Source organism: Micromonospora sp. LH3U1 (assembly GCF_028475105.1).
Taxonomy (GTDB): domain Bacteria; phylum Actinomycetota; class Actinomycetes; order Mycobacteriales; family Micromonosporaceae; genus Micromonospora.
Window position 1 is genome coordinate 6344578 of sequence record NZ_CP116936.1, and the last position, 20466, is coordinate 6365043.

General features: G+C 68.0%; 20 protein-coding genes, 3 tRNA genes and 1 pseudogene. 1 reads left to right on the top strand and 23 read right to left on the bottom strand.

What is annotated here, in order from left to right:
* Nucleotides 1-58: 58 nt before the first annotated feature.
* The 12 genes and pseudogenes from rplA to PCA76_RS29145 form a co-directional block, all read right to left on the bottom strand.
* Nucleotides 59-775, bottom strand: coding sequence for a 50S ribosomal protein L1 (rplA, locus tag PCA76_RS29090; protein ID WP_272613599.1), 717 nt, complete (start codon nt 773-775; stop codon nt 59-61).
* 78 nt (nt 776-853) lie between these two features.
* Nucleotides 854-1285, bottom strand: coding sequence for a 50S ribosomal protein L11 (gene rplK, locus PCA76_RS29095; protein WP_272613600.1), 432 nt, complete (start codon nt 1283-1285; stop codon nt 854-856).
* Between the two features lie 187 nt (nt 1286-1472).
* Nucleotides 1473-2195 carry a transcription termination/antitermination protein NusG gene (gene nusG, locus PCA76_RS29100; protein WP_272613601.1) on the bottom strand — a complete coding sequence of 241 codons (723 nt, stop codon included), beginning with the start codon at nt 2193-2195 and terminating at the stop codon, nt 1473-1475.
* A gap of 39 nt (nt 2196-2234) precedes the next feature.
* Nucleotides 2235-2627 (bottom strand): preprotein translocase subunit SecE, encoded by a 393-nt coding sequence (gene secE, locus PCA76_RS29105; protein WP_272613602.1) that lies wholly within the window; start codon nt 2625-2627, stop codon nt 2235-2237.
* Between the two features lie 214 nt (nt 2628-2841).
* Nucleotides 2842-2914, bottom strand: a tRNA-Trp gene (locus tag PCA76_RS29110).
* A 129-nt stretch (nt 2915-3043) separates the two neighbouring features.
* The gene (locus PCA76_RS29115) at nt 3044-3436 is read right to left on the bottom strand and encodes a MaoC family dehydratase (protein ID WP_272613603.1); all 393 of its coding nucleotides are present in this window, start codon (nt 3434-3436) and stop codon (nt 3044-3046) included.
* Between the two features lies 1 nt (nt 3437).
* Nucleotides 3438-3884, bottom strand: coding sequence for a MaoC family dehydratase N-terminal domain-containing protein (locus PCA76_RS29120; protein ID WP_272613604.1), 447 nt, complete (start codon nt 3882-3884; stop codon nt 3438-3440).
* A gap of 124 nt (nt 3885-4008) precedes the next feature.
* Nucleotides 4009-4176 (bottom strand): 50S ribosomal protein L33, encoded by a 168-nt coding sequence (gene rpmG, locus PCA76_RS29125; protein WP_272613605.1) that lies wholly within the window; start codon nt 4174-4176, stop codon nt 4009-4011.
* A 134-nt stretch (nt 4177-4310) separates the two neighbouring features.
* Nucleotides 4311-4383, bottom strand: a tRNA-Met gene (locus PCA76_RS29130).
* Between the two features lie 24 nt (nt 4384-4407).
* Nucleotides 4408-4480 (bottom strand) — tRNA-Thr (locus PCA76_RS29135).
* A 93-nt stretch (nt 4481-4573) separates the two neighbouring features.
* On the bottom strand, nt 4574-7123 hold the full coding sequence (locus tag PCA76_RS29140) for a putative bifunctional diguanylate cyclase/phosphodiesterase (protein ID WP_272613606.1): 2550 nt from the start codon (nt 7121-7123) through the stop codon (nt 4574-4576).
* Between the two features lie 896 nt (nt 7124-8019).
* Nucleotides 8020-9216: pseudogene (locus PCA76_RS29145) on the bottom strand (epoxide hydrolase family protein).
* A 443-nt stretch (nt 9217-9659) separates the two neighbouring features.
* Here PCA76_RS29145 and PCA76_RS29150 point away from each other — a divergent pair.
* Complete coding sequence (locus tag PCA76_RS29150; RefSeq protein WP_272613607.1) at nt 9660-10013, top strand: hypothetical protein; 354 nt, start codon at nt 9660-9662, stop codon at nt 10011-10013.
* A gap of 216 nt (nt 10014-10229) precedes the next feature.
* Here PCA76_RS29150 and PCA76_RS29155 read toward each other — a convergent pair whose 3' ends face one another.
* The 11 genes from PCA76_RS29155 to PCA76_RS29205 form a co-directional block, all read right to left on the bottom strand.
* Nucleotides 10230-10586, bottom strand: a complete 357-nt coding sequence (locus PCA76_RS29155) for a hypothetical protein (RefSeq protein ID WP_272613608.1) — start codon at nt 10584-10586, stop codon at nt 10230-10232.
* Nucleotides 10587-10606: 20 nt separating this feature from the next.
* Nucleotides 10607-11932: a pentapeptide repeat-containing protein gene (locus PCA76_RS29160; protein ID WP_272613609.1), complete on the bottom strand. Its 1326-nt coding sequence runs from the start codon at nt 11930-11932 to the stop codon at nt 10607-10609.
* A gap of 733 nt (nt 11933-12665) precedes the next feature.
* Complete coding sequence (locus PCA76_RS29165) at nt 12666-13232, bottom strand: hypothetical protein (protein ID WP_272613610.1); 567 nt, start codon at nt 13230-13232, stop codon at nt 12666-12668.
* Nucleotides 13233-13305: 73 nt separating this feature from the next.
* Nucleotides 13306-14742: a tyrosine-type recombinase/integrase gene (locus tag PCA76_RS29170; RefSeq protein ID WP_272613611.1), complete on the bottom strand. Its 1437-nt coding sequence runs from the start codon at nt 14740-14742 to the stop codon at nt 13306-13308.
* Nucleotides 14739-14924: a helix-turn-helix transcriptional regulator gene (locus PCA76_RS29175; RefSeq protein ID WP_030329852.1), complete on the bottom strand. Its 186-nt coding sequence runs from the start codon at nt 14922-14924 to the stop codon at nt 14739-14741. The genes PCA76_RS29170 and PCA76_RS29175 overlap by 4 nt, the downstream gene beginning before the upstream one ends.
* Entirely contained in the window at nt 14921-16675 is a 1755-nt protein-coding gene (locus PCA76_RS29180) for a replication initiator (protein ID WP_272613612.1), read from the bottom strand. Before PCA76_RS29180 ends, PCA76_RS29175 begins: the two co-directional genes overlap by 4 nt.
* Entirely contained in the window at nt 16672-17211 is a 540-nt protein-coding gene (locus PCA76_RS29185) for a DUF2637 domain-containing protein (protein WP_272613613.1), read from the bottom strand. The genes PCA76_RS29180 and PCA76_RS29185 overlap by 4 nt, the downstream gene beginning before the upstream one ends.
* Nucleotides 17208-17396: a hypothetical protein gene (locus PCA76_RS29190; protein ID WP_272613614.1), complete on the bottom strand. Its 189-nt coding sequence runs from the start codon at nt 17394-17396 to the stop codon at nt 17208-17210. The genes PCA76_RS29185 and PCA76_RS29190 overlap by 4 nt, the downstream gene beginning before the upstream one ends.
* A 3-nt stretch (nt 17397-17399) precedes the next feature.
* Nucleotides 17400-17666 (bottom strand): hypothetical protein, encoded by a 267-nt coding sequence (locus tag PCA76_RS29195; RefSeq protein WP_272613615.1) that lies wholly within the window; start codon nt 17664-17666, stop codon nt 17400-17402.
* Nucleotides 17663-19258: an FtsK/SpoIIIE domain-containing protein gene (locus PCA76_RS29200; RefSeq protein ID WP_272613616.1), complete on the bottom strand. Its 1596-nt coding sequence runs from the start codon at nt 19256-19258 to the stop codon at nt 17663-17665. Before PCA76_RS29200 ends, PCA76_RS29195 begins: the two co-directional genes overlap by 4 nt.
* Before the next feature lie 175 nt (nt 19259-19433).
* Nucleotides 19434-19829, bottom strand: coding sequence for a transcriptional regulator (locus PCA76_RS29205; protein WP_272613617.1), 396 nt, complete (start codon nt 19827-19829; stop codon nt 19434-19436).
* Nucleotides 19830-20466 lie beyond the last annotated feature (637 nt).

Below are 20466 nucleotides of genomic sequence, written 5' to 3' on the forward strand. Positions count from 1 at the left end.
AGACGCGCCGGGGCGCCGCCACTGTCGTGGCGGCGCCCCGGTGGAGCGATCTGTCGACTCAGGCCTCGGCCGAGTCCTCACGCAGGTTCTTCACCAGGTTCGGGTCGACCGGGACACCCGGGCCCATCGTGGTGGTCAGGATGACCTTGCGGAGGTACTTGCCCTTGGACGCCGACGGCTTGGCACGCAGCACCTCGTCGAGCACCGCGGCGTAGTTGTCCACCAGCTGGCTCTCCGTGAAGGAGGCCTTGCCGATGATCAGGTGCAGGTTGGAGTGCTTGTCCACCCGGAAGGTGATCTTGCCGCCCTTGATGTCCTGCACCGCCTTGGTGACGTCCATGGTCACCGTGCCGGTCTTCGGGTTCGGCATGAGACCGCGCGGGCCCAGGATCCGCGCGATCCGGCCGATCTTGGCCATCTGGTCCGGCGTGGCGATTGCCGCGTCGAAGTCCAGCCAACCACCCTGGATCCGGGCGACCAGCTCGTCGGTGCCCACCTCGTCCGCACCCGCCGCGGCGGCCTCGTCGGCCTTCGCGCCGCTGGCGAACACGATCACGCGGGCGGTCTTACCGGTGCCGTGCGGCAGGTTGACCACACCGCGAACCATCTGGTCCGCCTTGCGGGGGTCGACGCCGAGGCGCATGGCGACCTCAACCGTGGCGTCGAACTTGACGTTGGTGGTCTCCTTGGCCAGCTTCACGGCCTCGACGGGGGTGTAGAGCTTGTCCCGGTCGATGACGTCGGCGGCCTTGCGGTAGCTCTTGCTGCGCTGCATTGCTGATTACTCCTGTGGTCTCTGGCGGGCCGCTCGGCGCGAGCCCTCCCACGGTTGGGTCGTTGGCCTGGGCCGACGTCAGTCGTTGACGGTGATGCCCATCGACCGGGCGGTGCCGGCGATGATCTTCTCGGCCTGGTCCAGGTCGTTGGCGTTGAGGTCGGCCATCTTCTTCTCGGCGATCTCACGCAGCTGGACGCGGCTGATCGAGCCAACCTTCTCGGCCTGCGGAACGCCCGAGCCCTTCTGCACACCGGCGGCCTTGATCAGCAGCCGGGCAGCGGGCGGGGTCTTCAGCACGAACGTGAAGGACCGGTCCTCGTACACGCTGATCTCGGCGGGGACGATGTCGCCCCGCTGGGACTCGGTCTGCGAGTTGTAGGACTTGCAGAACTCCATGATGTTCACGCCGTGCTGGCCGAGCGCGGGGCCGACCGGCGGCGCCGGCGTGGCCTGGCCCGCCGGCAGCTGAAGCGTGAACGTCTTGACGAGCTTCTTCTTGGGAGGCATGTCACTTCCTGGGGCTTGGAGCTGGGAAAATGCGGCTGTCGCCGCCCTCGGAGCGCGCACGGTCAGCGCGGTGCGACAGCTGGCGACATTCAAGGGTAGCGCAGGCCGCAGCCCACTCGTCCGCCGAGGTCGAGCGGGAGGCGTACGCCGACGTCGGCGGCGGGCCGTGCCCGCCGCCGACGACCAGTCAGATCTTGGCGACCTGGTTGAAGTTGAGCTCCACCGGCGTCTCGCGACCGAAGATCGACACCAGCACCTTGAGCTTTTGCTGGTCCGCGTTGATCTCGCTGATCGTGGCCGGCAGCGACGCGAACGCACCGTCGGTGACGGTGACCGAGTCACCCACCTCGAAGTCGAGAACCTTGATCTCCGGCTTCGACTTCTTCTGCTCAGTCTCGATGGCCGGCGCCAGCCACTTCAGCACCTCGTCGAGGGAGAGCGGGGCGGGCCGGTCAGCCCGGTCGGTCGCGCCGACGAAGCCGGTCACGCCCGGGGTGTTACGGACACACGAGTACGACTCGGCGGTCAGCTCCATCCGGACCAGGATGTAGCCCGGGAAGACCTTGGCCTGGATCTGGGAACGCTTACCGTTCTTGACCTCGACCTCTTCCCGGGTCGGCACCTCGACCTGGTAGATGAAGTCTTCCATGTCGAGGCTCGTGATCCGGGTCTCGAGGTTGGTCTTGACCTTGTTTTCGTAGCCGGCGTACGAGTGCACCACATACCAGTCACCCGGCGCGTAGCGCAGCTTCTGCCTCAGCTCGGCGACCGGGTCGTACTCCTCGTCCGGCGCGGGCTCGGTCGTTGGGAACTCCGGCTCGCTGGCGGCCTCAACCGACTCGTCGCCATCCGCCGTCGCGACCGTGGACTGCTCGTCCACCGGTCCGGCGGTCTCGTCGTACTCAGGCACGCTCGCTCACTTCCGTCACTATCGGCTGGAGGCAGCCGGTCAGTCCGAGTTGCCGAAGACAAACAGCACGACCTTGGCGAAGCCGTAATCCAGCACACCCACGATCGTCAGCATCACCGCGACGAACGTCACCACCACGGCGGTGTAGGTCAGCAACTCCTTGCGGGTCGGCCAGATGACCTTACGCAGTTCGGCTACGACCTCGCGGAAGAACCGGGCGATGCGGCCGAACACGCCCACCCGACCGGTTTCCGAACGCGTGGTCGGCCGGCTGTCCGCCGACTCCGCCCGGGCACGCGACCGCGTGGCGGTGCCTCCCCGGGAGACCGGCTCGTCCGCGCCGGTGGCGTCGTCGTCAGCGACGTCGTCGACGACCTCGTCATCCAGACGATCGTCGCCGGCGTCCTCGCCGTGCCGCTTGTTGTCGGCCACTTCGCCCTCCGTCGCGGAATCTCGGGTCGTACGCCGAGCGGCGTACGCAGCGCTGGTCACGCTGGCCGTACCCAACCGTCCCGCGACGGGCCGCGGCCGGTGGATCATCCGGAGGGCCCCGATTGCCTCGGAACCACCCCGCCGATGCCACCACCACGGGCCGGACGCCGCCATGCTGGCGGCGCGACCCACGGGAACGGTCAGGCCTGAGGCGCAGGGGTGACAGGACTTGAACCTGCAGCCTGCGGTTTTGGAGACCGCTGCTCTGCCAATTGAGCTACACCCCTATGCGGCAACACTCGCCCCACGCGGTCACAGACGACCGAGCAGGGGTCACTTGCCCCACGGCGGACCAGTGTACGGGTAGCCGACCGACTTTCCCAACCGGTCTCGCCGCCACGCGTGGCGGGCTCGGCTCAGCGTGCCGTCCGGATGGTTGCCCGGGCCTGCGAGAGCACCTTTTCGCCCACGCAGGTGGCGGTCACCTCGAGTCGGGTGAGGCCATCCTCGGTCACCTCACGGACCCGCGCGGTCACCTCGATCTCGGTCCCCTGGTCGTCGTCCGGGACCACCACCGGCCGGGTGAAACGGACGCCGTACTCGACCACCGCGTCGGGCGCCCCGGCCCACTCGGTGACCGCCCGGCCGACCAGCGCCATGGTGAACATGCCATGGGCGATCACCCCGGGCAGACCCACCTTGGTGGCGACCCGGTCGCTCCAGTGGATCGGGTTGAAGTCACCCGAGGCGCCGGCGTAGCGGACCAGGTCCGCGCGGGTCACCCGGAACGTCTTTGCTGGCAACTCCATCTCAGGCCTCCCCGCGTACGACGATCTTGGACCAGACGGCGACCACCGGTTCCCCGCCGACGGTGCTGACGTCGGTGCGCGTGGTCAGGAAGCCGTGCCCACCCCGGTTGCTGACGTCCTCGATGATGTTGGTGCAGACCAGCTCGTCGCCGGCAATCACCGGCCGGGTGTACGCGAACCGCTGGTCGCCATGCACCACCCGGCTGTAGTCCACTCCCAGGGCCGGGTCCTCGATGATCTGGCTGCTCGCGGCCATCGTGATGATCACCGGGAAGGTCGGCGGGGCCACCACGTCGGGGTGGCCCAGCGCCTGCGCGGCCTCCGGGTCGTGGTGGACCGGGTCGGTGGCGCCGATGGCGCTGGCGAACTCACGGATCTTTTCTCGGCCCACCTGATAGGGGGCGGTCGGCGGATAGGTCCGGCCGACGAAGGAAGGGTCCAGAGGCATGCCGCGAACCTACACGGAAAGCACAATCGCCGATCTGGTCGGCAGGCGGCGGCAGAGCCGCGCCAAACCGGTCAGATCGGCGATTGGAAGCTTCGACAGCGGCCGGCATGACGCCGGCCACGGGTCAGCGGGTCTCGCGGTGGATCGTGTGCCGACCGTCGCGCGAGCAGAACTTCTTCAGCTCGATGCGGTCGGGGTCGTTACGGCGGTTCTTGCGCGTGATGTAGTTGCGCTCCTTGCACTCCACACACGCCAAAGTGATCTTCGGCCGGACATCGGTAGCCTTCGCCACGGCGGAGTGCCTTCCTCGCTATCGGAAACAACTACGACGCGCCAGCCTAGACGCTGACAGCGCGGACATGCAAAGTGGGCGCCGGAAGCGCCCATTTTCCTACGACCACCGGCGACGAGCCCGGAAGACGAGAGTAGCGGTGGCCGGACTTGAACCGGCGACACAGCGATTATGAGCCGCTTGCTCTACCATCTGAGCTACACCGCTGCGATGGGTCCAGCTGAACCCTCGAGCCCCCTTACGGAATCGAACCGTAGACCTTCTCCTTACCATGGAGACGCTCTGCCGACTGAGCTAAGGGGGCCTGCGCGATCTCCCCGTGGGGCGCGCAGAAGTAAGAGTACACGGCCGCGCGCGACAGGTGAAATCGGATCCCCAGTGATCGTCCGCGCCCTGTTCAGGGCACGACACGAAGGCGCGGAAGCTCCCCGTTGGAGACCGTTTCCGGCTCGACCTGGGCACCGAACCAGGCGGCCAACCGCTCGTACGGCAGCGGCCGACTGAACAGGAAGCCCTGCCCGATCTCACAGCCGATGTCCTGGAGAAGCTCCAGGGTCAGCTCACTCTCCACGCCCTCGGCGACCACGGCCAGGCCGAACTGCTGAGACAGGGTCACCACGGCGTTGACGATGGCCAGGTCCCCTGGGTCGGTCGCCATGCCCTGCACGAAGGAACGGTCCACCTTCACCTCGTGCACCGGCAGCCGGCGCAGATGCGCCAGGGACGAGTCGCCCGTGCCGAAGTCGTCCACCGACAGCCGGACACCGAGGTCACGCAGCCGCTGCAGGGTCGGGATGGGCCGGTCCGTGCCGTCCAGCACGCCAGCCTCGGTGATCTCCAGGGTGAGTCGCTGAGCCGGCACCCCGTACTCGGTCAACAACTCCTGGACACGGTCCGGGAAGTGCTGGTCGGTGAGCGTACGGGCCGAGATGTTGACCGCGATGGGCAGAGGCTGATCGGCCAGGGCCCAGTCCCGGCTGCGGCGCAGCCCCTCGCGGAGCACCACCTCGGTGAGCCGGCTCAACTGGCCGGTGTGCTCGGCCACCGCCACGAAGTCCTCGGGAGCGACCGTGCCGTGCGTCGGGTCGTCCCACCGAGCCAGGCACTCGACACCAACGAGGCGCCGATCCCGCAGAGTCACCTTCGGCTGGAAGTAGACCTCCAGCTCACCCTGGTCCAACGCGCGGCGCAGATCGCCGGCCAGACCCAGCCGGCGCAGCGATCGGGACTCCAGCGCGGGGTTGAACAGCTGCACGCTGCCCGGCACGGATTTGGCCGCCGTAGCGGCCAGGTCGACCCGAAGCAGCAGGGTCGCCGCATCGCTGCCGTGATCGGGGTGCACGGCCACCCCGACCGCGGTGTTCATGTCCAGGGTGAGCGCGTCGAAGACCATCTCGTCGCGGATCTGGTCGCGCAGTTGAGCGGCCAACTCGAGCGCGGCGTCGGCACTCTCCAACCGCAACGTCACCAGGAACTCGTCCCCGCCGGCCCGGCCGACCAGAGCCGACGACGGCGCGCTGGCCCGCAACCGGCTGGCGACCTCGGCGAGGACCTTGTCCCCGGCCGCGTGACCGAGGGACTCGTTGACCTGGCGCAACCCGTCGACGTCGAAGAGCAGCAGCGCCACCACCTCACCGGGAAGGCGGATCTTGACCGACTCCTCCAGCGCTGCGGTGATCCGCCGCCGGTTGGGCAGCCCGGTCAACGTGTCGTGGTGCGCGTCGTGCCGGAGCCTGTCGACCAGGCGCGAATTTTCCAGGGCCACAGCCGCGTGCGCGGCGACCGTCTCGAAGACAGGGATGTCGCCGGGCGTGAAGTGGCCAACGTCGCTGAGCCGGTTGACCACCTCAAGCGTGCCGATCACCGCCTGACCGGAGTAGAGCGGCACCACGATGATGTCCTTCACGCCGGTGCTGCGCAGCGATGCCTGCAGACTCTCCTCGTCGCCGAGGCGAACCCCCATCGCCAGACTGCGGCGCTGACGTCGGGCCTCCTCACGCACCACCACCGGCGTCGGCGACGTGTCCAGCAGACCCGCGTCGTCGACCCGCGCGGTCAACATCACCTCGGGATGACGCCCCTGGGCCGGCAGCCACAGCGTGGCGTACTCAGCCTGCATGAGCCCGCGGATCCGGCCGAGCAGGACGTCAGCGAGGTTGCCGCTCTGCCCGCTGGCGGTCATCGCCTTGGTGAGTTCGTACATGTCGCCGAGCGTCCGGTGCTGGCGGAAGAACTGCTCGTACGACCGGTAGACCCTCGCGAGTGCGGCCGCGAGGATGACGATCAGCACGGACGACCACCAGGTGGTTCGCACGGCGATCAGAACCACCAACCCGACGACGATGTTGACACCGGAGGTCAGCAGGGGCGGCAACGCGTTACGCAGCACGCCCAATGCCGCCTGCCAACCGTGCATGATCGCGATCACGCCGGCCACACCGGCCAACGTCGAGATGAGGATCGTGCTGACCGCAACGAAGAGCACGGCCCACGTCTGTGGCCCGACGTCCTTACCAGCAGGCGGAAGCGCCAGCAGCACGAGGCCGGCTAGCGATGCGGCGGCAGAGGCATTGGCGACGTTGAAGGCCAGTTTCGCCGGGCCGAACCGGTAACGCAGGTGGGTGATCAGCGTCGAGAGCGTGTACGCCGCCACCACCATCAGCGGCGGCAGGAAGAAGAACGCCACCACGAGGGGGATCTCGGTGAGCCGCGACCCGAAGGACTGGCGCCCGATGACGAAGTTGAGCATCGGCAGGCCGGCGACCACCATCACGGCCAGCAGGACTACGGCGAGCCCCCAGGACCGGAAGTGGTCCTGACTGACCAACCCGATAGTCGTCGAGAAGATCGCGGCCGCGAACGCCAACGGCCCGGTGATGAACCACGCGTACTGGGCCGGGCGGCTAGGAGACCCCGAGCCACCCGACGCGGACCGGCGGTCGGTCATCCCACTCCTTACCGGTCACTGCCACAAGTTATGCACGGCCGGTGAACGAAGCTGGCGACACCGGCGTGGGTGTCGCCTGCTTCGGACCTAGTGGAGTGGTGCCGTCCAGACGAAATCCAAGGCCTGGAACTCCCCAAAACCGGGAGCCCCACCCGCCATCACGGCGAAAGCCAGTACTGCGACCACCATGCCGACCCGCCGGGCCAGCCTTTGACCAGACATCGCGTGCTCCTCGTGGCAGGGGTGTCGGGAAGGCAAGATTCCACGATGGTGCCATACCCGAGGCAGCCCGCAAAGTGGTCGGACGGTTGAGCACCGCGGGCCCGACCGGCCGGCCTGAACGCTTCAACGACGGATGCCCAGCAAGGTCGTTGGCTCGCCCCCGGGGGGACGCGCAAATGATGCGTGTTCAAGTTATAGCCGCAATTTGCAACTACGCCTCGGATGCCCCGAGCAGGCGCAAAGCCCGCCTCCAGTGCAAAGCCGACAGGTTTTACGAGCAGCGGGGTTGCTCCGACCACCAGGATTCCGCCGCAACGACGCCAACGACTCGCCGCGCTCGCGGCCGGTGACCAGTTGAACACAAAGCCCCTCCGATCCATAGGATCGGAGGCTCTCGATTATTACGGGTGCCGGGACGTGATTCGAGGCTCTGTAGCCTTCACGACGGATCAGCCCACGGGCTGCCCACCACCGCCCAGGCCGACCAGTCGCGCCTTCACACTCGTCCTCCGGCATCGGCCACACGTCCCGAGAGTCGTTGAAGGCTCCCGAAGGCGACCACCGCCAAGCCCAGCGCCGATACCGCCACGTAGGCGAACACCGCTTCGAGGATCACGTGGGTATCGGCGCCCAGGCGTCGCAGGGCAAGCCATGGCGCGAACCCGAGCGAGGGCTCAGGATTCCCGCAGTGGCCGGAACGCGGCCCGCACCTCGGCGGAGAAGAGTTCCGGCTGCTCCCAGGCCGCGAAGTGGCCGCCGCTGTCGACCTCGTTGAAGTACGCGAGGCCGGGGTAGACCGCCTCGGCCCAGCTGCGTGGGGCAGCCCAGATCTCGCCGGGAAACGTCGTGAAGCCCACCGGGACCGAGACCGGAGGAGGTGCCTGGCCGGTCGCCTGGGCTGCGGCCTGGACCCGTCCAGACTCCCAGTACCACCGGGCAGACGAGGCACCGGTGCCGGTCAGCCAGTACAGCGTGATGTTGTCGAGGATTGCATCCCGGGTGAGATTGCCGGCGGGCTCGCCGTCGACGAACGCGCGGGAAATCTTGTAGTAGCTGTCGGTGTCATGGTCGAGCATCCACGCCGCCAGCCCGACGGGTGAATCCAGCAGGGAATAGCCGATCGTCTGCGGCCGGGTGGACTGCTCCAGGAAGTAGCCGAAGCCGTCCATCGTGAAAAGGTTGAGCGCGTCGCGTGCCACGCGTTCCTGCTCGGACTCCGCCGGCAACTGGTCCTTGAGGCCGATCGCTCCGGCGAGCAGATTGAGGTGGATGCCGAGCAGTCCCTCGGGTGCTTGGCGGCCCATCGCGTCCGTAACGGCGGCGCCTACGTCGCCACCCTGGGCGACGTAGCGCTTGTAGCCGAGGCGGCCCATCAGTTTCGCCCACGCCTGCGCCATGCGACCGGAGTCCCAGCCGAGCTCAGTCGGCTCGCCCGAGAAGCCGTAGCCGGGCAGGGACGGCAGCACCAGGTGGAATGCGTCTTCCGGAGTGCCGCCGTGCGCGGTCGGGTCGGTGAGCGGGCCGACGACCCCGAGCAACTCGACAACCGAACCTGGCCAGCCATGCGTCATGATCAGCGGCAGGGCATTCTCGTGCTGCGACCGTACGTGAATGAAGTGGATCTCGACGCCGTCGATCTCGGTCGTGTACTGCGGCAAGGCGTTCAGCTTCGTCTCGAACGCGCGCCAGTCGTGATCGGTCGCCCAATAGCGGGCCAGTTCCTGAAGCGTCGCCAACTGCACACCCTAAGAACGATCGGTGACCAACTCCCGGATGGGCCAACGCGTGGCCGCGATCCGGCGACGCATGTCGGCAATCGCTTCCTCCGGCGTGTCGAGCCGGAAGGGACGGATTTCGCTGTCGTTGGGCATCTACTCCACCTGCCGGATCGAGTCGGCCAACGCCGAAGTGCCGGCGGAACTGGCACTCGCCCAGTCTCGCAGCGGCCCTTTGGTCGGCGGGCCGAAACGGCACCCAAGAACGGTGGACGCGCGGCTGACACGCGCCAGGCCACTCGTCGATCATCGACCGCGCGCGCCCGGCAGGACGTCCTTTCGCATGGCTGAGGCCAAGTCGAAAGGGCATCGGTCGCCGCATGATTCCGCCGGGGCGTTCCGGTGGGAACGACGGTGTGGCGGCTGCTGACCCGCCTGGACTCCGTTGTGCTCGCGGCGCCTCCAGCTCACCGAGCCACCGACGGGCAGGGTCGGCGCCATCATCGGCCCGCCCCCATCGCGAATGGAATGCGATGGTCCCGGGTGCAGGTCCGCCGGTACTGTCCGGGCTCACCCAGAATCCGAACGGCGAGGCCGACATGAACAGCGATGACGGTACGACGGTGCTGTGGCGCCCAACCGGGCCGGAGGAGCTGGATCTCGTCCGCGAATCCGGATGGCTGAAGTGGCCGCCACGCCTGCCCGATCAGCCGATCTTCTACCCGGTCCTGAACGAGGACTACGCGGTGATGATCGCCCGGGACTGGAACGTGCCCGCGTCCGGCGTCGGCTACGTGACCCGCTTCCGGGTGGAGTCGGAGTTCCTGAGCCGGTACCCGGTCCGCCAAGCAGGCGGAAAGACCATCCTGGAGCTGTGGGTGCCGGCCGAGGAACTGAACGAGTTCAACGCTCACATCGTTGGACTGATCGAGGTCGTGCACGAGTTCCGGTAGCCGCCGCCCGGCGACGAGGATGGCCATCATCAAATGATCCCGACGACTGGGGCCGACTGGGCTGGACGGCACCGGTCGGCGGCAGCACTCGGCCCTGCCCTTGCCTGCTGCGGCCTCCGGTCGGCATCAGCCGGGCCAGCGGGGACCACCGGCTGCGGACGTTTCGGGCATCGCGGTCGTTTGGTTACGCTCCTCCCACGCGTTGCCGGAGGGTTTCTAATCGCGCTCGACCCCGGTACACCCGATCACGTGCGGCCGGTCGAAAGCGAGAAACAGGATGAACGCACAGGGCGGATCTTGCACTGTCACCTTGCCCAGCCGTACGAGTTCATTCCCGCACTCCCGAAGTTGCTCCACGGCCTCCCGCAGCCCGATCGTCCGTTGGCCCGTTCTCTGGGCGTGTCGGTCGCGGCGCCGATAGATCGGCTCCAGGCGCGATGCTGGTATCCCGTCATCCCAGACGACAAACTCAGCGCCCTGGAGCAACGCCTGCCGGCACGCGCGATGCGCCGGCACGTCATCCACAAGCGCGTCCAGAAGTTCGTTCCGCGTCACCAACCCGGCGCCCACCATCTGCCCACGCCTCCAAATCCTTACGCTTCCGGCAGGAGGAGACCGTACGGAGCACGCCCGGTAGGCCAATCGTCGAACCTAGGCGGGTCTTGAAACTTCGCACCAACGAAGGACACCTCCCCGCCGCTGAACGTCGCCCCGACGAAGGACACCTCACCACCGCTGAACGTCGCCCCGACGAAGGACACCTCACCACCGCTGAACGTCACCTGGGTGAGGTACACCCGCCCGCCACTAAACGTCGCCCCGTCGAAGTGCACCTTCCCACCGCTGAACGTCGCTCCTGCGAAGGACACCTGCCCGCTGCTGAACGTCACGCCGATGAAGTACACCTCGCCACCGCTGAACGTCGCTCCAGCGAAGGACATCCGGCCGCCGCTGATCTTCACGCCGACGAAGGACACCTCCCCGCCGCTGAACGTCGCCCCTGCGAAGGACACCCGGTCGCTGAACGTCGCGCCGACGAAGGACACCCGCCCGCCACCGAACGTCGCACCCGAGAGGTCCCCGCCATCGAAGACTGCGCCGGTGAAGTCGAAGTCGCAACCACGCCATGACCTGGCATCTTCTTCGGTAAGACGTAAGTGCCTGCCGACGAGGCGGATGACGGTATGCCGCACCTCCTGCTCCTCGCGAGCGGCCCGCGCTGCGTCCGCATTCACGATCGACACCTGGTCGCCGGCCTGGGCTGACGCTGCGTTCGAAGCATCCGCCGCAGGCGGTGTGTAGGGCATGCGGAGATAGGCGCAGAGGACGTCGATGCAGGTCTGCCGCCCTTCCCACCAGTCGTCAGCAAGACCGGCCATGGCGTGGACGCCCGCCAAGCGTACGGCCGCTTTCTCCGACCCGAGTTGCTCGGACGCCTTGGCGAAGCGTTCGTTGAACAGCCGGACAACGTTGCGGTCAGTCTCGATCTTTGCCCGTTCGTCGGCCGCCTCAGCGAGAACTTTGGTGACTTCGGCACGCAGATCAGCAGCGTGCGCCAGTTGGTGAGCGAATTCCGCCAGCGCGTTTGTGTGCTCTGCTACTCGCTGCCGACGGTAGGCCACCACCAAGGCTGCGACAGCGCCAATGCCCGCCACAACGGCGAAGACAAGCTTCAAGAGGTCGAACAGCGTGGCCGCGGTGACGGTGGCACCCCGTTCAAGGCCGGGCCAGCCCGCGTACCAGAGCGCCGCAGCGATCAGACCGCCGACTAGCAGCAACGCAGCCACTACAGCCAGGGCGATTGACCGACGGATGCCCCAGAGCCGCAGCTCTGGCACCCGACTATCAGTGGCTGGAATCGAACCAACCGCGTTACGGACCTCGGGCCGGGTTGAGTCTTGCGGCGCGGGCAACTCCATCCCCTCCTTCTAGCGCACCTCGTCCACTTCAGCACTCAGCAGGACGACCGCGAACAACACCGGACCGCCAGCAACGTCATCCGAGCGCGTTGCCGATCTCGTCGCTCATCGTGTCGTCTCCCCCGTCGATGCAGTTGGCGTGGACCCGGAGCAGGACGGCGACGCCGTGGCCCAGGCGCCGGGGCGACCTCGGTCGGCGGGACGCCTGCATTCAGCTAAAGCGAGGCCGCCGCGTGCTGCAAGGTCGTAGGGCCCCGCCCACAAGGGGCGAGGCCGCCTGCGATTCGGTGAGCCCTTTCTCGCGGGCGGGCTTCCACCACCGGTCGTGCCCCGACTCGGAGAGCGGCCCACCGTGCGGGCCCCGAAAGAAACCGACCGTCCGGAGCTACGCCGTGGTTCTCGACGTGCGCGCACAGCAGTCTTCGCAGCCCCAGAGGAGCCCTCAGCGGCAAGAACGACCTGCCCACAACCAGTCGTCATCGGTTGGACCGAGCCGGACTCGGCCAGACAAACTACAGCGGCCCCTGATCAGCATCTCTGCTGGTGAGGGGCCGTTGCTGCACCTGGTGGCGGGTAGAGGATTCGAACCTCTGAAGCTTTCGCGACGGATTTACAGGGCGTCCGTGATCTTGCCTTGATCAGCGGCGTTGACCTGCTGTTTCTCTGCATTGGCCGCAGCGCTCGCATACGAGCGCCCACCATCCGCCCACGCCCCGACACTGCCAGCCTGCCGTCAGGATTGACCGTTCCGAAGGAGGTGCTCGCACGGTCGTTCGGCACCAAGGTGCCAGACGCTCCCCGCCACAGCGACGGGATAGGTGGCCTCTCTCGCCTGCCGGTCGGCGGTCTCGACCGACAGGCGCATCGACAAAGGCTCACTCCCGAACGCAGTCGCACATTCGAGGCTCAGCTTGACTTCGACCCAGCCAGTACCGCCGGGACGTAGCAACACGGATTTTCCGGTACCACGTACCAGAACGCCCGGTCGTTCCCCGGCAACCGCAACAACCGTGATCGGCGCAGGGCCAGTGTTGATCACCGCCAGCTGCCCATCCATCTGGAAAACACCTTTAACGTCCCCGCCGCCGCTTCCTGCCGAAACAGGGATTGCGACGAGTGATACCGCAGTGACCCGATCCCGCTCTTCCTGCGAGTCTCGCAGCTCGTTGACACCGACACCACCAAGCACAGCACCGATCAGGAAGACAGCGACCAGCCGAACGACCATCTTTGACCTGCGCATAAGGCGGTCAGGGCTGGCCACCGCCGGCTGGCGACTATCTTCGTCCAGATCGATCACTCCACGCTCCGCCAACATCGCGTTAGCCTATGGCTCACCTTTCCCCCGGTCTGCACCCTCCTCAGTTCCGCCATCACCCGAAAGCCTCGCCGATCTTGTCGTTCATGGTGTCGTCTCCGCCGTCGATGCAGTTGGCGTAGACGCGGAGCAGGACGGCGACGCCGTGGCCCAGGCGCCGGGCGACCTCGGTCGGCGGTACGCCGGCATTCAGCCAGAGCGAGGCCGCCGCGTGCCGCAGGTCGTAGGGCCGGCGGACGAGCGGCGAGGCGACCTGCGATTCGGTCAGGGCCTTCTCGCGGGCGAGCTTCCACCACCGGTCGTAGACCGACTCGGACAGCGGCCCACCGTGCAGACCCCGGAAGAACCGACCGTCGGGACCGACCCCGTGATTCTCGACGTGTGCGCACAGCAGCTCGACGAGCCGGGGCGGAATCGGGACCGTACGAGTCTCGGCCCTCCCCCGGTGCTTGAGTCCGCGCCGCTCGTGGGAGCCGCCGTCATCCGTCCAGTGCGACCCGGCGCGCGGCGAGGTGCCGGCGAGCACCAGGCGGCCCCAGCGATGTTCGATCTTCTCGTGGTCGCAGGACCGGAAAGGCTTGACCGCCGCCAGGTCGTCGAATTCGGCCCCGCAGTCGGCGCACCGGCCGGCAAGGTCGCAGTCCTCCCGCCGTAGGTCTGCGGCTTCTGAGGGACGCATCCCCGCGTAGTAGAGGCAGCCGAAGAACGCCGTGACCTTGTCGGCCCGTTTGCCGAGAGATTTCACCGCCTCCAGCAGGGTGGCGACCTGGGCTGGGTTCGCCACCACCCGCCGGTCTATGGACTGTGCGACCTCGGGTGCGGTCCACTGGACCCGGTCGACCGGGTTGGAGGCGATCAGTTCCAGCTCGACGGCGTACCCGAGCACGTTGTAGAAGGTGGCCCGCTTCCGCTGGACGGTGGAGGCAGCCGCGGGCTTGCCGTCGAGGCGTACGCAGAGGCTGTCGAGGACGCGGCGGACCATCGCGGGCGAGTCCAGCTCGACGACCGGGAGCGACGCGGTTTCCAACCAAGCCAGCGCCGCCGCGTGGTCGGCCGGGAACTCCTCGGACCACCGGCGCGGGTTGAGGCCGTAGAGGTACAGCGCCTCACGGAGCAGGGCATCAGTCGGTCGGCCCCGCTTTGTCGGCCGGCTCAGGGTGACCGTGATCGACGTCAGCGCTTCGACGATCGAGCGCCGGGTCTTGGCCGCCGCCCGGGGCCACTTCATCTCGACGTACGCGCGGCTGTGCGCGTACCAGGTGGTGGGGTTCTTGGTTCTGGCCTCGGAGGCCGGGCGGCCGGTGGCCGGGTCGAAGGGCTCCCCCGCGTTGGCCGCCTGGACCAGCTCGGCGCGGAACGAGTGCGCCAGGGCTTTGGTACGGAACATGTCCTCGAAGCGTTGGCCGCTCACCGCCCAGCGGACCCGCCACGGCCGAGCTTTCCGGTCGGCGCGCTTAGCGATCTCCCAGATCTGGACCTCGTAGCTCTTCATGCCGCGTCCTGCTCCAGGTCCCCGAGCCACCGACCGAGCGCCGACCGGCGGACCCGGAGTTGTCCGTTCGGGAGCTTGATCACCCGTGGTCCCTTGCCGGTCTGCCGCCAGTAGAACCAGGTCGAGCGCGGTACGCGCAGCTCGGCGAGCACTTCCGGCACGGTCAACAACTCCTCGTTCACTGCGTTTCCTCCCCGTCGTGCTGCGCGCTGTGCTGAGTTGCCGAGAGATCTGGTGACTCCTGCGCGGCCCGGTCCTTGGCGGCGAGTAGTTCGGATCGCCAGCGGGCGCGTTCGCTGATCGAGCGCATGAGTCGGTGGGTCATCGGGCCGACGTCGGGGTCGTCGGGTCGGGCGAGTTCCCAGGCGTGCCGGACGCGTTCGGCGGTGTCGCCCTGGTCGTCGACGAGCGGTGTGCCGTCGGTGGTGACGCCGAGCAGTGCCCGGACCCAGGCCCGCGCGTCGTGTTTGTGGTCGGCGAGGGTCTTGCCGGACCAGTCGCGGGAGATGAGGATGCGCCGGCCGCCGATGCCGAGGGTGTCGCGCTGGTGGACCTTGCCCTTGCAGCGGCCGGGCTTGAGCTTGGCGTGTGCCCTCTTGGGCTGGACGCCGTAGAGCAGCCAGTTGGCGCACCGGTCGGCGCAGGGGGTGAGCTGGAGTTGCTGCCAGAGCCGGTCGAGGTGCTTGCGTTGCCGGTCGGTGGTTGCCTTGTGGCAGTCGCCGGTGTGTTTGGTGATGTATTTCGTGACATACCGGATGGTCCGTTCGGCGTCCTCGGTGCCGGGCATGACGCCGCGGGCGTCGACCTGGGCGCCGAAGCGGACGACGTGCACTGGCTCGGCGTCCGGGTTGTCGTCGATGGTGTCGAGGGCTTCCGTCCAGGTGGTCAGCGGCTCGCGGGTGTCGGGGTCGACCCATGCCGCTGCCTGCTCGTCCAAGATCGGGAGCCGGTCGAGGGTGTAGCGCTGGACGTCGACCGAGGGCCACCACACTTGGTGGTAGGTGGCAGCCGCCACGGTGCGGAGCACGTCGCGAGGGATGGTGCCCCGGATGGCGAAGTGGGCGTGTGGGGCGAGTCGGCGTTGCGGCTCGACGCAGCCGGCGTACTGGACGTTCCAGCCCTCGCAGCGTCGGAGGTTCTGCCAGAACCGGTCGAGTAGTCGGGGGAAGTGCACGGCGTCCCAGGCGGCGCGGCGGTAGTCATACCTGGCCGGGTTGACGGGGGTGCCGTCGGGGCGGACCGGGCCGTATGAGTCGAGGGTGAGCGTGAGCCACATCGACGGTTGGTAGGTGGAGCCGTCCGGGGCGGTGTAGGTCTTGCCGACAGTGCGCCGTTCGACTTTGCGCCGAGGCAGTTCGGGGGCATCCTGGCGCCGCTTGGTGGAGCGCTTGCGACGCTGGCCGGGCTCGTCGTCCTCGTCGTCATCGTCGCTGGCGTGCGGTGGCCCGACGCGCCCGCGCAGGCCCTCAGCGGCGATGGCCTCCTCTACCTCGCGGATCGCCTCGTCGATGTCGGAGACCTGGTCCCACTGGGCGGCGCGTACAGCCTCGTCGCGGGAGAACTCCAGGTGTGCGCGGAAGAGGATCAGGGACCTCTGTGCCTCGGTTGCGGGTTCCGGGCCGGGTAGTGGCTCGTCGTCGCGGTGCCAGCCCTCGCGGATCTGGGCCTGCCGCAGGCGGCGGTTCTTCTTGGCGCACGGCGGGCACTTGTCCTCGCGGGTCGCGCCGCAGGGCAGGTCGATGACCTCGGTCAGGCCGCTGTCGAGATCGGTGCGGCGCATGGCGAGCGGGCGGACGCAGACGCCGTACTCGATGGCGATGTCCTTGAGCACGTCGATCGAGCGGGGTAGCGCCATGCGGGCCGCCCGCGACCCCGGCCGAGGAGCAACCGGGGTCGGGGCGGGTTCGAGGCCGGGCAGGGTCGGAGCCGTCATCGGATGATCCCGACGACCTGGGGCCGGTTGTGGACGACGCCGACCGGAGGCAGCACCGCGGCTGATGCCGGCGGCATCACCGGAGCCGGCGGCGCGGGTTCGACAGGCTGCGGCTCGTCGAACCAGTCGGCCTGCGGCTGATCGGGCTCGGACGCCGGCACGGCGGTGGGTACGCTGGACAGGACGACCTTCACCAGGGCGAGGAAGGCCAGCGACGGCACCGCCGCGACGATCCAGCCCCAGACGGAGGGTTCGGCTTCGGCGACCTGAGCGGCGAGAGAGAGCAGCGCGAACGCGACCAGGAGCACGCCGACCAGGCCGACGGGTCGCCCGGTGCGGCGGCGGGCGCGGATCTCCAGGCCGAGGTAGATGGCCATCAGCTCGACCGCTACGGCGTTGGCCCAGCCGATCCAGTCGGGTTGGCCGTGGGCAACGGTCAGATCGTGGACGTGGGTGAAGGCGGCGGCACCGGCCATGGTGCCGACGACGAGCAGGATCAGCACCCGGACGCCAGACTCGGCGCGTTCGCGGATCATCGGCCGCTGCCGTTGTCGCGGATGGTCAGGGTGATTCTGATCTGCTGGCCGTTGAGGTCGCGGCGGCGGTTGACCATGTGCGCCAAACCGTGGAGGGCACCGGCGAGCCGGTCCGGGGAGCCGTTGAGTTCGATGTGCAGCGGCTTGAGGCGGTGGGTGCCGAGGAAGAAGCTCTTGAGGGACATCGGTTACCTCCGGGCCGGGGCGACGCGGGTACGGATGTGGTCGGGTGGCTCGCCGAGGGAGGCCACCGCTTCGGAGAGGCAGCGCCACAGCGCCCACGCCTCGTCGGGGGTCAGGTACATGCGGCGCCGGCCGCCACCGACGGCGAGATAGACCGGGTACGCATCGGGCCGGGCGGGATCGACGCGCACGGACACGGCCGTGCTGGTGGCGCCGTCGGTGCCGGGTGCGCGCAGCCGGTAGAAGGTTCGGCCGTCGGCCGGGGTAGTCACCGCGGCTCACCCCCGTCGGTGTCCCGGTCGAGGATGTTCAGCAGCGAGTCGGGCAGCAGTGGTCCGCGACGCTGCCGGGGCAGGGGTGGCCGGGTCGGTTCGGTGGCGGTTTCGCGGCCGACCTGGGCGAGGATGTCCGCCGCGTCGGCCGGCGCCGGGTACTCGGCGGCCAGCTCCCGGATGTGGTCGTCGGAGATGTAGGAGAAGCGGACCCGCGCGGGTTCGGGGGTGCCGTCGAGGGTCACGTAGCCGACGCCCTTGGCCCAGCGGGGCATCTGGTCGGCGAGGGCACCCCGGTTGCGGGCACCGTCGCCCAACACGAGGTCGACCTGAGCGGCCTCGGTCAGGCCGAGTGCGATCCGGGTCGGGAACAGGTCCCGGAACGGCAGGACCTCCTTGCGGGGGTCCTGCAACGCAGCCACCACCAGAACGCCGACGCCGGCACCCTGCGACAGCAGCAACCCGAGCGACCCGGCGATGCGCTTGCGCAGGTCGACGTCCTGGAGGTACGCGGTCAGTGCCGCCATCTCGTCGATGACGACCACGACCAGGGGGTCATCCAGGGTCGGGGTGTGCACCCGCACAGCGCCGGCAAGCCGCGTCTGTCGCTCGCGCATCACCGTCACGGCCTCGTCGAGCAGGTCGGCCATGGCCTCGAACGACTTACAGGCGAACCGGGCGAACAGCGGCCGGCCCATGGCGAACTCCATGCCGCCCTTGGGGTCGATAACCCAGAGCCGGACCAGCCCGGAGGAGATCCCGCCGGCCAGGACGCGGACCAGCGACCACAGCACCGAGCCTTTACCGGAGCGGGTGGCGCCGCCGATGAGAACGTGGGTGGCGAGCAGGTGCAGGCACCAGTGCCGCAGGTCTTCCCGTCGCGCGAGCGGGAGCGCGGTGAAGTCGGGTACCGATGGGACGTCGAACGGGTCGACCAGGGTGCGTAGCGCGTCCGTGCGGACCACCACCAGGTAGACCACCGACGGCCGGTCCCGGAACCGCAGCCGGTCCACCGCGCCCAGGACGAGCGCCCAGTAGCCCGACCGGATCGGCGGGTCATCGGGGCGCTCGGAGTAGACGCGGGCGTGCCGCCGGCCGAAGGCGTACGCCAGGTTCGCCGTTGCCTTTTGGAACTCCTCCGGTGTCTGGCCGCGAACCATGCGGATGGTCAGCACATCGAGCGCCTGATCCGAGCGGACCCGCAGCAGCTCCGGCAGGACCGTGCGATGGTCGTACACCTTGGCCAGGCCGCAGAGGGTCATCGCCTCGCGCCAGGCCCGCCGGTAGACGAAGAGCTGCCGGAATCGACCAAGGATCGGACCGGCGCACCAGGTCCACCAGGACGACTCGTGCCGCCACCGCCACAGCGCCGACACGGCAGCGGCCAGGACCACGGGCACGATCACGCCGGACCGGCCGAACTCGCGGTAAAGACTCACCCCGGCCACGACCAGGCCGACGGCAACCGGGTGACGAAGGCACCACCACAGGCCCCGCCACAGCCACCGCAGCACCAGGCCGACCGCGATCAGCCAGACCGGCAGCTCCAGCCTGCGCGGGCGGATCACCATCAGGTCCCCGGCGGTGGTCATCACGACCTCGCCACGCGGGCGGCGCATCATCGCCCACCCGCCATGACGAGCCGCCGCGGGACGGCAGGCATACGCTTGGACATGTCACTACCTCTCTCGACAGAGCAGGGGAAAGAGACAGAGGGCGGGGCTGCCGTCCGCCAAGACCTGACAGCCCCGCCCCCACCAGATGCGGCTACTGCGCCGCCTTCGTCGCCACGCCCCCCGGGGCACGCATCCCGGTCGCCCGCAGCGAATACGCCATCCGACCGTTGTTGCCCACGTACGGCGTCACGGTCATGCCGTCGAACTCCACCGCCTCGAACAGGCCACCCGTCGGCGGCACCGGCTGGTAGTCCGCCGAGATCTTCACTGTCGTCTCCCGCGACCGCTTCCCCAGCTCTGGATCCAGGTCCATCACCCGGACCTGCCACACCCGCTGGCCGGTCAGCTTGTCCTTCGCCGGGCTACGCCGGCCGGTCTTCTCGTCGTAGTCCTCGACCTCGCCCAGAGACTCGGGCACCAACGCGCACCCCGCCGGGAACACGTCCTCACACCGCACCGCGAACCTCGTACCGCCTCGCAGAGCCATCGCTCAACCTCCAACTTGTTAACTTGTCTGCCAAGTTGCGTCCAAGGTAGACGGCGCTTGGCAGACAAGTCAACAAGTTCTCTATGCGCTTCGCGTGAGCAGCATCAGCGAAATGCCAGCACCCACTCTCTTGCCAGCCATCCAGACATACCGACACGGACGAGTGACATCTATTTGACAAAAGGTCACCCGACCTGCGTCTCAAGCACCGGAAGAGCCTGGACATACCGGACCCTTCAATACATAAAGGCTCCTCAGGTTGCCATGCATAACGGCAGTCTTTCGGTAAAATACTGCGCAAATCTTTGCTGAATACGAAGAAATGCAGGACCTGCACCGCCAATCCTTCTGGGTTGGCCGCTAGCTTGGGAGAAAAATGGAAACGTGGGCAATCGTGGCGATTGTGTTCGCCATTGCGGTAGTGGCAGCGCTCGCAGGGGGATGGCTTCGGAGGCTTCGGATGCGCTCGCCGGAACACGAGTTGAACGTCGAAGCGCCTCCCAGCGGTCGCCTAAAAATTAGCCGATCCCTCTTTCGCCGCAGCAAGGTGAAGAATAGAGGTGCCACGGTCACAATGGACGAAACTAAGTCCTACGATTCGAAGTTCGATGTCCGTTGAAGCCAGGAGATCTCTACA

Bases quoted from the DNA above. Each gene is read 5' to 3' on its own strand.
- rplA (WP_272613599.1), bottom strand. From the start codon at position 775: ATGCAGCGCAGCAAGAGCTACCGCAAGGCCGCCGACGTCATCGACCGG.
- rplK (WP_272613600.1), bottom strand. From the start codon at position 1,285: ATGCCTCCCAAGAAGAAGCTCGTCAAGACGTTCACGCTTCAGCTGCCG.
- PCA76_RS29115 (WP_272613603.1), bottom strand. From the start codon at position 3,436: ATGGAGTTGCCAGCAAAGACGTTCCGGGTGACCCGCGCGGACCTGGTC.
- PCA76_RS29120 (WP_272613604.1), bottom strand. From the start codon at position 3,884: ATGCCTCTGGACCCTTCCTTCGTCGGCCGGACCTATCCGCCGACCGCC.
- PCA76_RS29140 (WP_272613606.1), bottom strand. From the start codon at position 7,123: ATGACCGACCGCCGGTCCGCGTCGGGTGGCTCGGGGTCTCCTAGCCGC.
- PCA76_RS29150 (WP_272613607.1), top strand. From the start codon at position 9,660: ATGAACAGCGATGACGGTACGACGGTGCTGTGGCGCCCAACCGGGCCG.
- PCA76_RS29155 (WP_272613608.1), bottom strand. From the start codon at position 10,586: ATGGTGGGCGCCGGGTTGGTGACGCGGAACGAACTTCTGGACGCGCTT.
- PCA76_RS29160 (WP_272613609.1), bottom strand. From the start codon at position 11,932: ATGGAGTTGCCCGCGCCGCAAGACTCAACCCGGCCCGAGGTCCGTAAC.
- PCA76_RS29170 (WP_272613611.1), bottom strand. From the start codon at position 14,742: ATGAAGAGCTACGAGGTCCAGATCTGGGAGATCGCTAAGCGCGCCGAC.
- PCA76_RS29180 (WP_272613612.1), bottom strand. From the start codon at position 16,675: ATGACGGCTCCGACCCTGCCCGGCCTCGAACCCGCCCCGACCCCGGTT.
- PCA76_RS29185 (WP_272613613.1), bottom strand. From the start codon at position 17,211: ATGATCCGCGAACGCGCCGAGTCTGGCGTCCGGGTGCTGATCCTGCTC.
- PCA76_RS29190 (WP_272613614.1), bottom strand. From the start codon at position 17,396: ATGTCCCTCAAGAGCTTCTTCCTCGGCACCCACCGCCTCAAGCCGCTG.
- PCA76_RS29200 (WP_272613616.1), bottom strand. From the start codon at position 19,258: ATGACCACCGCCGGGGACCTGATGGTGATCCGCCCGCGCAGGCTGGAG.
- PCA76_RS29205 (WP_272613617.1), bottom strand. From the start codon at position 19,829: ATGGCTCTGCGAGGCGGTACGAGGTTCGCGGTGCGGTGTGAGGACGTG.